Annotated in this window: 7 protein-coding genes; all 7 read left to right on the top strand. The window is 61.3% G+C overall.

Annotated features, from left to right (window positions below):
- Nucleotides 1-225 precede the first annotated feature (225 nt).
- Nucleotides 226-525: a DUF6388 family protein gene (locus IAE37_RS28435; protein WP_201178773.1), complete on the top strand. Its 300-nt coding sequence runs from the start codon at nt 226-228 to the stop codon at nt 523-525.
- Between the two features lie 246 nt (nt 526-771).
- Nucleotides 772-2,085 (top strand): trigger factor, encoded by a 1,314-nt coding sequence (tig, locus tag IAE37_RS28430; RefSeq protein ID WP_201178772.1) that lies wholly within the window; start codon nt 772-774, stop codon nt 2,083-2,085.
- Between the two features lie 91 nt (nt 2,086-2,176).
- A complete protein-coding gene (gene clpP / locus IAE37_RS28425; RefSeq protein ID WP_003259400.1) occupies nt 2,177-2,818 on the top strand; it encodes an ATP-dependent Clp endopeptidase proteolytic subunit ClpP in 642 nt (213 codons plus the stop codon).
- Between the two features lie 108 nt (nt 2,819-2,926).
- Nucleotides 2,927-4,210 carry an ATP-dependent Clp protease ATP-binding subunit ClpX gene (gene clpX, locus IAE37_RS28420; protein WP_201178771.1) on the top strand — a complete coding sequence of 428 codons (1,284 nt, stop codon included), beginning with the start codon at nt 2,927-2,929 and terminating at the stop codon, nt 4,208-4,210.
- Between the two features lie 156 nt (nt 4,211-4,366).
- Nucleotides 4,367-6,763, top strand: a complete 2,397-nt coding sequence (gene lon / locus IAE37_RS28415; RefSeq protein WP_201178770.1) for an endopeptidase La — start codon at nt 4,367-4,369, stop codon at nt 6,761-6,763.
- 152 nt (nt 6,764-6,915) lie between these two features.
- Nucleotides 6,916-7,188: a nucleoid-associated protein HU-beta gene (gene hupB / locus IAE37_RS28410; RefSeq protein WP_054892387.1), complete on the top strand. Its 273-nt coding sequence runs from the start codon at nt 6,916-6,918 to the stop codon at nt 7,186-7,188.
- A gap of 181 nt (nt 7,189-7,369) precedes the next feature.
- Nucleotides 7,370-9,241, top strand: a complete 1,872-nt coding sequence (locus IAE37_RS28405; protein ID WP_201178769.1) for a SurA N-terminal domain-containing protein — start codon at nt 7,370-7,372, stop codon at nt 9,239-9,241.
- Nucleotides 9,242-9,393 lie beyond the last annotated feature (152 nt).

Raw genomic sequence — 9,393 nt, 5'->3', positions numbered from 1 at the left:
GATTGTGATTCCAGTTGTCGTGGGTTCGATTCCCATCGTCCACCCCATATTTTCGAAGGCGCCTTGGTCGTGAGACCGGGCGCCTTTTTGTTTTGGCGCTGTGGTTTGGTTGATCTGCCCCTTGCAATCCGCTGGTGGCATCCCAATAAAAGCTGATAGATTTCAGCCGGTTGAAATGCCGGCCCAAGGGTTGGCGAAGCGTGGCCGGCAGAGGATGAGTCGAACATGATTGCAAAAGAAGACCGTCAGGCTCTGGCGCTGCAGCGCTTCGCCGAAGCCAATCCGCAACTGCTCGAGGAAATTCGCGAGCTGGATGAGCGGGAGCAGGCCCAGCAGATCGAGTGGGCGTTCGAGGATGCCGCCGAGGAGCAGGGCTTGCAGCCCTGGGAGCTGGCGCTGCAACTGATCGCCGAAAGCCCGGAGCAGCTTCAGGCCATGCGCCTGGAGACCCACCGCGAGGTGGCCGAGGCACTGGGTATGGAGTGGGAAGAGTACTGCCAGTTCAACGAAATCGACCCACAGTAGGGGTGAAGTCGTCCTGGCAGTTGTTTGACAAGTTATTGCGGTAGCGCGCACTCGAAGAGGCGCGCGCGACCCTTGTATATAAAGAAGCCCGTTGCGCTGGTGCGCGGGTCTTGCAAGTTAATCGACCGGCGTGGTTTCCCGTCGTCCCGGGTGGGGTGACTTCTGGTGCGTGACTCACTAGAATGTTGGCCCTTGATTCTGGAGTCGGGCTATCGCCGGCTAACGTCTGTGCAACGAGGAATATCCATGCAAGTTTCTGTTGAAAACACTTCCGCTCTCGAGCGCCGCATGACCATCGCCGTTCCGGCCGAGCGCGTCGAGAACGAAGTCAACAAGCGTCTGCAGCAGACTGCCAAGCGCGCCAAGGTCGCGGGCTTCCGCCCAGGCAAGGTGCCGATGAGCGTGATTCGTCAGCGTTTCGAAGCCGATGCTCGCCAAGAGGCTTTCGGTGACCTGGTCCAGGCTTCCTTCTACGAAGCCATCGTCGAGCAGAAGCTGAACCCGGCTGGCGCTCCTGCCGTCGAGCCGAAGTCCTTCGAAAAGGGCAAGGACCTGGAATTCGTCGCCATCTTCGAAGTGTTCCCTGAGTTCACCGTTGCCGGCCTGGAGTCGATCAACGTCGAGCGCCTGAGCGCCGAAGTGGCCGACGCCGACCTGGACAACATGCTGGAAGTGCTGCGCAAGCAGAACGTGCGCTTCGAAAACGTCGAGCGCGCCGCGCAGAACGACGACCAGGTCAACATCGACTTCGTCGGCAAGATCGACGGTGAAGCCTTCGCCGGTGGTTCGGCCAAGGGCACCCAGCTGGTGCTGGGCTCGGGCCGCATGATCCCAGGCTTCGAAGATGGCCTGGTGGGCGCCAAGGCGGGCGAAGAGCGCGTTGTCAACGTGACCTTCCCAGAGGATTACCAGAACCTCGACCTGGCCGGCAAGGCTGCCGAGTTCACCATCACCGTGAACAGCGTCGCCGCCCCTGAGCTGCCAGAGCTGAACGAAGCCTTCTTCGCCCAGTTCGGCATCAAGGAATCGACCCTGGAAGGCTTCCGCACCGAAGTGCGCAAGAACATGGAGCGTGAACTGCGCCAGGCCATCAAGACCAAGGTCAAGAACCAGGTCATGGACGGTCTGCTGGCCGCCAACCCGATCGAAGTGCCGAAGGCCCTGCTGGAGAACGAAGTCAACCGTCTGCGCGTGCAGGCTGTTCAGCAATTCGGTGGCAACATCAAGCCTGAGCAACTGCCGGCCGAGCTGTTCGAAGAGCAAGCCAAGCGCCGCGTGGTGCTGGGCCTGATCGTCGCCGAAGTGGTCAAGCAGTTCGAGCTGAAGCCAGACGACGCCAAGGTTCGCGAAATGATCGAGGAAATGGCTTCGGCCTACCAAGAGCCTGAGCAGGTCATCGCCTGGTACTACAAGAACGACCAGCAACTGAACGAAGTGCGTTCGGTTGTGCTGGAAGAGCAAGTTGTAGATACTGTTCTGCAGAAAGCTACTGTGACCGACAAGTCGGTCTCGTACGAAGAAGCGGTAAAACCAGCACAGGCCCCAGCCGAAGCTGAGTAATACGGTTCTTTCGTAGGAAGCCCCCACAAGCCAGCCTTCGCGCTGGCTTGTGCGTTATCAAGCCATGACTATTTGGGAGTGAGCGCAGGACATGTCCCGCAATTCTTATATTCAGCAGAGCTCTGACATCCAGGCCGCAGGCGGTCTGGTCCCGATGGTTATCGAGCAGTCCGCCCGTGGCGAACGCGCCTACGACATCTACTCGCGCCTGTTGAAGGAGCGTGTGATCTTCCTGGTGGGTCCCGTAGAGGACTACATGGCCAACCTGGTCGTGGCGCAGCTCTTGTTCCTCGAGGCGGAAAACCCGGACAAGGATATCCATCTGTACATCAACTCCCCAGGCGGCTCGGTCACTGCTGGCATGTCGATCTACGACACCATGCAGTTCATCAAGCCGGACGTGTCGACCATCTGCATCGGCCAGGCCTGCAGCATGGGCGCCTTCCTGCTGGCTGCCGGGGCCAAGGGCAAGCGTCACTGCCTGCCGAACTCGCGCGTGATGATCCACCAGCCTCTGGGCGGTTTCCAGGGTCAGGCCACCGATATCGAGATCCACGCCCAGGAAATCCTCAATATCAAGGCACGCCTGAACGAGCTGCTGGCCTATCACACCGGCCAGGACCTCGAGACCATCAAGCGCGACACCGAACGTGACAACTTCATGAGCGCCTCGCGCGCGGCCGAGTACGGCCTGATCGACTCGGTCTACGACAAGCGGCAACTGGCCTCCTGAACCCAGGGGCCAGAGCAGGTGGGCGCCGAAAGCGCCTACCTGCGGACTTGAAAAAGCCCGCAATTGCCTTCATCTTGTGTTGCAAGCCTACCGGATTGGATCGATCGAATGACTGACACCCGTAACGGCGAGGACAGCGGCAAATTGCTCTATTGCTCCTTCTGCGGCAAAAGCCAGCACGAAGTGCGCAAATTGATTGCCGGGCCCTCGGTATTTATCTGCGACGAGTGCGTCGACCTGTGCAATGACATCATCCGCGAGGAGGTGCAGGAAGCCCAGGCCGAGAGCAGCGCGCACAAACTACCTTCGCCGAAAGAAATCAGCGGCATCCTTGACTCGTACGTCATTGGTCAGGAGCGTGCCAAGAAGGTGCTGTCCGTAGCGGTGTACAACCACTACAAGCGCCTGAACCAGCGTGACAAGAAGGGTGACGAGGTCGAACTCGGCAAGAGCAACATCCTGCTCATCGGGCCGACCGGCTCGGGTAAGACCCTGCTCGCCGAAACCCTTGCGCGCCTGTTGAACGTACCGTTCACCATCGCCGACGCCACCACCCTGACCGAAGCCGGTTACGTGGGTGAGGACGTCGAGAACATCATTCAGAAGCTGTTGCAGAAGTGCGACTACGACGTGGAAAAGGCCCAGATGGGCATCGTCTACATCGACGAGATCGACAAGATCTCGCGCAAGTCGGACAACCCGTCCATCACCCGTGACGTCTCGGGCGAGGGCGTGCAGCAGGCATTGCTGAAGCTGATCGAAGGCACCGTGGCCTCCGTTCCGCCGCAAGGGGGGCGCAAGCACCCGCAACAGGAGTTCCTGCAGGTCGATACCCGCAACATCCTGTTCATCTGCGGTGGTGCGTTCTCGGGCCTGGAAAAGGTCATCCAGAACCGCTCCACCAAGGGTGGCATCGGTTTTGGCGCCGAAGTGCGCAGCAAGGAAGAGGGCAAGAAGGTCGGCGAGTCCCTGCGTGAGGTCGAGCCGGACGATCTGGTGAAGTTTGGCCTGATCCCCGAGTTCGTTGGCCGCCTGCCGGTACTGGCGACCCTCGACGAGCTGGATGAGGCTGCATTGATGCAGATCCTCACCGAGCCGAAGAACGCCCTGACCAAGCAATACGCTAAGCTGTTCGAGATGGAAAGCGTCGACCTCGAGTTCCGCAGCGATGCGCTCAAGGCCGTTGCCCGCAAGGCCCTGGAGCGCAAGACTGGCGCCCGTGGCCTGCGTTCGATCCTCGAAGGCGTGCTGCTCGACACCATGTACGAGATTCCTTCGCAGAAGGATGTCAGCAAGGTGGTGATCGACGAGAGCGTCATCGATGGCACCTCGCAGCCGCTGTTGATCTACGAAAACAGCGAGCCGCAAGCCAAGGCTGCCCCCGACGCCTGAGTCGGTGCGCCTGGCAGTCAACAACAAGAAGGGGCCTGCGGCCCCTTTTTGCTTTTCCTGCACTAGCGCTTGTAATTTCCCAGGCGTGCCCCCACATTAGCTCCAAGCAACATTTCCAACGGTTTCCGGCCACAAGGCCGCTGTAGAGGCGAAATCATGAAGACCACCCTCGACTTGCCTCTTTTGCCATTGCGCGACGTCGTCGTCTATCCGCACATGGTCATCCCGCTGTTCGTGGGGCGCGAAAAGTCCATCGAGGCCCTTGAGGCGGCGATGACGGGCGAGAAGCAGATTCTCCTGCTGGCCCAGAAGAACCCAGCCGACGACGACCCGGGCGAAGATGCCCTGTACCGTGTCGGTACCGTCGCCACCGTGCTGCAACTGCTCAAGCTGCCCGATGGCACCGTCAAGGTGCTGGTAGAGGGCGAGCAGCGTGGCGCGGTCGAGCGCTTCAACGAAGTGGATGGGCACATCCGTGCCGAAGTTTCCCTGATCGATGAGACCGACGCCGCCGAGCGCGAGTCGGAAGTCTTCGTGCGCACCCTGTTGTCGCAGTTCGAGCAGTACGTCCAGCTGGGCAAGAAGGTGCCAGCCGAGGTCCTGTCGTCGCTCAACAGCATCGAGGAGCCTGGGCGCCTGGTCGACACCATGGCCGCGCACATGGCCCTGAAGATCGAGCAGAAGCAGGAAATCCTCGAGATCGTCGACCTGGCGGCGCGTGTCGAGCACGTGTTGGCGCTGCTGGATGCCGAAATCGACTTGCTGCAGGTCGAGAAGCGCATTCGCGGTCGGGTCAAGAAGCAAATGGAGCGCAGCCAGCGCGAGTACTACCTGAATGAGCAGATGAAGGCCATTCAGAAGGAACTCGGCGATGGCGACGAAGGCCACAACGAAGTCGAAGAGCTGAAAAAGCGCATCGACGCAGCGGGTCTGCCCAAGGATGCCCTGGCCAAGGCCCAGGCCGAGCTGAACAAGCTCAAGCAGATGTCGCCGATGTCGGCTGAGGCCACCGTGGTCCGTACCTACCTCGACTGGCTCGTGCAGGTGCCTTGGAAGGCCCAGAGCAAGGTCCGCCTGGACCTGGCCAAGGCCGAGGAAATCCTCGATGCCGACCACTACGGCCTGGAAGAGGTCAAGGAACGCATCCTCGAGTACCTTGCCGTACAGAAGCGCGTGAAGAAGATCCGTGGCCCGGTGTTGTGCCTGGTCGGCCCGCCTGGCGTCGGCAAGACCTCGCTGGCCGAGTCGATCGCCGCCGCCACCAACCGCAAGTTCGTGCGCATGGCCCTGGGGGGCGTGCGTGACGAGGCCGAGATCCGTGGCCACCGCCGCACCTACATCGGCTCGATGCCGGGCCGGCTGATCCAGAAGATGACCAAGGTGGGCGTACGCAACCCGCTGTTCCTGCTCGACGAGATCGACAAGATGGGCAGCGACATGCGTGGCGACCCGGCCTCGGCGCTGCTGGAGGTGCTCGACCCCGAGCAGAACCACAACTTCAACGACCATTACCTGGAAGTCGACTACGACCTCTCGGACGTGATGTTCCTGTGCACCTCGAACTCGATGAACATCCCGCCGGCGTTGCTGGACCGGATGGAAGTCATCCGCCTGCCAGGCTACACCGAGGACGAGAAGATCAACATCGCGGTCAAGTACCTGACGCCCAAGCAGGTCAAGGCCAACGGCTTGAAGACGGAAGAGCTCGAGATCGATGTCTCGGCCATCCGCGACATCATCCGCTACTACACCCGCGAAGCCGGCGTGCGTGGCCTGGAGCGCCAGATCGCCAAGGTCTGCCGCAAAGTGGTCAAGGAGCACACCGGGCACAAGCAGGTGCGGGTCAAGGTCACTGGCGAGCAGCTCGAGCACCTGCTGGGCGTGCGCAAGTTCCGCTACGGCCTGGCCGAGTCGCAGGACCAGATCGGCCAGGTCACCGGGCTTGCCTGGACTCAGGTCGGCGGTGAGCTGCTGACCATCGAGGCCGTGGTCATCCCCGGCAAGGGCCAGTTGATCAAGACCGGCTCGCTCGGCGACGTCATGGTCGAGTCGATCACCGCCGCGCAAACCGTGGTCCGCAGCCGTGCCCGCAGCCTGGGCATCGCCGCTGATTTTCACGAGAAGCACGACGTGCACATCCACATGCCCGAAGGCGCTACGCCGAAGGACGGCCCGAGTGCCGGTATCGGCATGTGCACCGCGCTGGTGTCGGCCCTGACCCAGATTCCGGTACGCGCCGACGTGGCCATGACCGGCGAAATCACCCTGCGTGGCCAGGTATTGGCCATCGGTGGGTTGAAGGAAAAACTGCTGGCGGCGCACCGGGGTGGGATCAAGACGGTGATCATTCCCGAGGAGAATGTTCGCGATCTGAAGGAAATTCCGGAAAATATCAAACAGGATCTTCAGATCAAACCGGTCAAATGGATTGACGAAGTCCTCCAAATTGCGCTGCAATACGCCCCGGAGCCCTTGCCAGATGTGGCTCCTGAGATTGTCGCGAAAGATGAAAAGCGCGACGGCGATGCTAAGGAAAGAATCAGCACGCATTAGTAGTTTTTGGCTGGGGGGCTTTCCTTGACAGTTTTTTCGACGCCTTGCTATAAAGCGGCACGCTATTGTCAGTAAGCCACTCAGCGCACGCTTCATAAGCTTTTCATTACATACTTAGAAACAAACTCAATAGAGATATAAGGGGACTTAGAGTGAACAAGTCGGAACTGATTGACGCTATCGCCGCATCTGCAGACATCCCGAAAGCTGTAGCCGGCCGTGCGCTGGACGCAGTCATTGACTCCGTGACCGGTGCCCTGAAAGCAGGCGACGACGTCGTTCTGGTTGGCTTCGGTACCTTCTCGGTCAAGGAGCGCGCCGAGCGCACCGGCCGTAACCCACAAACCGGCAAGGCCATCAAGATCGCCGCTGCCAAGGTTCCAGGCTTCAAGGCTGGCAAAGGCCTGAAAGACGCCGTCAACTAAGTCGTCTTTCGGCCGGACCCGGCCTGGCCAGGTCCGAGCACGCTGATGGCGGGGCGCAAACGTTCCCGCCTGACACGTTTGCTAAGAAAAGGCGCATCCTCGGATGCGCCTTTCTTTTATCAGGATTCTACCCACGCTCCGCGGTTGTCGACGCAGTGGTACAGCCGTTTCTGGGGGACGCATGCTGCAAAATATCAGGGACAATTCACAAGGTTGGATTGCCAAGACCATCATCGGCCTCATCGTCATGCTGATGGCGTTGACCGGCTTCGAGGCCATTTTCCAGGCCGCCACCCATAGCCAGGACGCCGCCAAGGTGAACGGCGAAACCATCAGCCAGAACGAGCTGAGCCAGGCCTCCGACATGCAGCGTCGCCAGCTCATGCAACAGCTGGGCAAGGATTTCGACCCGGCCATGCTGGATGAGAAAATGCTGCGCGAAGCGGCGCTCAAGGGGCTGATCGACCGCAAGCTGCTGCTGCAGGGGGCCGCCGACGCCAAGTTCGCCTTCTCCGAGGCCGCGCTTGACCAGGTGATCTTGCAGACGCCGGAATTCCAGGTGGACGGCAAGTTCAGCGCCGACCGCTTCGATCAGGTCATCCGCCAGATGGGCTACAGCCGCATGCAATTCCGCGCCATGCTGGCCGAAGAGATGCTCATCGGCCAACTGCGCACCGGGATCGCCGGCAGCAGCTTCGTCACCGACCAGCAGGTGGACGCCTTCGCCCGCCTGGAAAAACAAACCCGTGACTTCGCCTCCCTGACCTTCAAGGCCAACCCGGCCGCGATCAAGATCAGCGATGAAGAGATCAAGGCGCACTACGACCAGCACGCCAAGGAATTCATGAGCCCCGACCAGGTGGTCATCGACTACGTCGAGCTCAAGAAGTCGGCGTTCTTCGACCAGGTCAAGGTCAGCGACGAAGAGCTCAAGGCGCAGTACGAGAAGGAAATCGCCAACCTCGCCGAGCAGCGTCACGCCGCGCACATCCTCATCGAGGTCAACGACAAGGTCACCGATGCCCAGGCCAAGGCCCGCATCGAGCAAGTGCAGCAGCGCCTGGCCAAGGGCGAGGACTTCGCCGCGCTGGCCAAGGAGTTCTCCCAGGACCCAGGTTCGGCGAGCACCGGGGGTGACCTCGGCTTCGCCGGCCCGGGCGTATACGATCCGGCCTTCGAAACCGCGCTGTACAAGCTCGGCAAGGGGCAGGTATCGGAGCCGGTGCGTACCGAATACGGCTATCACCTGATCAAGCTGCTGGGGGTCGAGGCGCCAGAGGTGCCGAGCTTCGCCAGCCTGAAGGACAAGCTGGTTCGTGACCTGAAGACGCCGCTGGTCGAGCAGCGCTACGTGGATGCCAGCAAGCAACTGCAGGACGCCGCCTACGAGGCTTCCGACCTGGCCCAGCCAGCCCAGGACCTGAACCTCAAGGTGCAGACCTCGGCAGCGTTCGGCCGCGAAGGTGGCGACGGCATCACCGCCAACCGCCAGGTGGTACAGGCGGCGTTCTCCGAGGAAGTGCTGGAAGAGGGTGCCAACAGCACCGCCATCGAGCTGGACCCGGAAACCACCGTGGTGCTGCGCGTCAAGGAGCACCGCAAGCCTGCACAGCTGGCCCTGGAAGCCGTGGCCGGCAACATCGCCGATCACCTGGCCAAGGAGAAAGCCACCGCCGAGCTCAAGGCCAAGGCCGACAAGCTGATCGCCGGCCTGCGCGACGGCTCCATCGCGGGTGCCGAGGCCTACGAAGGCCAGGTCTGGAAGCCTGCCGAAGCGGTCACCCGTGGCCAGGACGGCATCGACCCGGCCGAGCTGCAGGCGCTGTTCCGCCTGGCCAAGCCAGAAGCCAAGGACAAGCCGGTCTACGGCAGCGTGGTCCTGGCCGATGGCAGCCTGGTCGTGTTGCAGCTCAAGGGCGTCAACGAAGGCGCTGCGGCCACTGACGAAGAGAAGCAGCAGATCCGTCGCTACCTCGCTTCGCGTGCTGGCCAGCAAGACTTCGCCGCGTACCGCAAGCAGCTCGAAGGCAGCGCGGATATCACCCGCTACTGAGTGCTGGATGCATGACGAAACAGGCCGCTATATGCGGCCTGTTTCGTTTCTGCAATTTCCACGCGTGCCCTGCCATCCTGCAGCGCCATCGCTATCTCGGGGCCGCAACGCGGCCCCGGGCCCATGCAGCGGGTTGTTGAGCCCGTGGCGGC

It is taken from the genome of Pseudomonas sp. S31 (assembly GCF_016648105.1).
Taxonomy (GTDB): domain Bacteria; phylum Pseudomonadota; class Gammaproteobacteria; order Pseudomonadales; family Pseudomonadaceae; genus Aquipseudomonas.
Note: the sequence above shows the minus strand (reverse complement) of the source record. Positions and strands in the feature narration are given on the sequence as shown.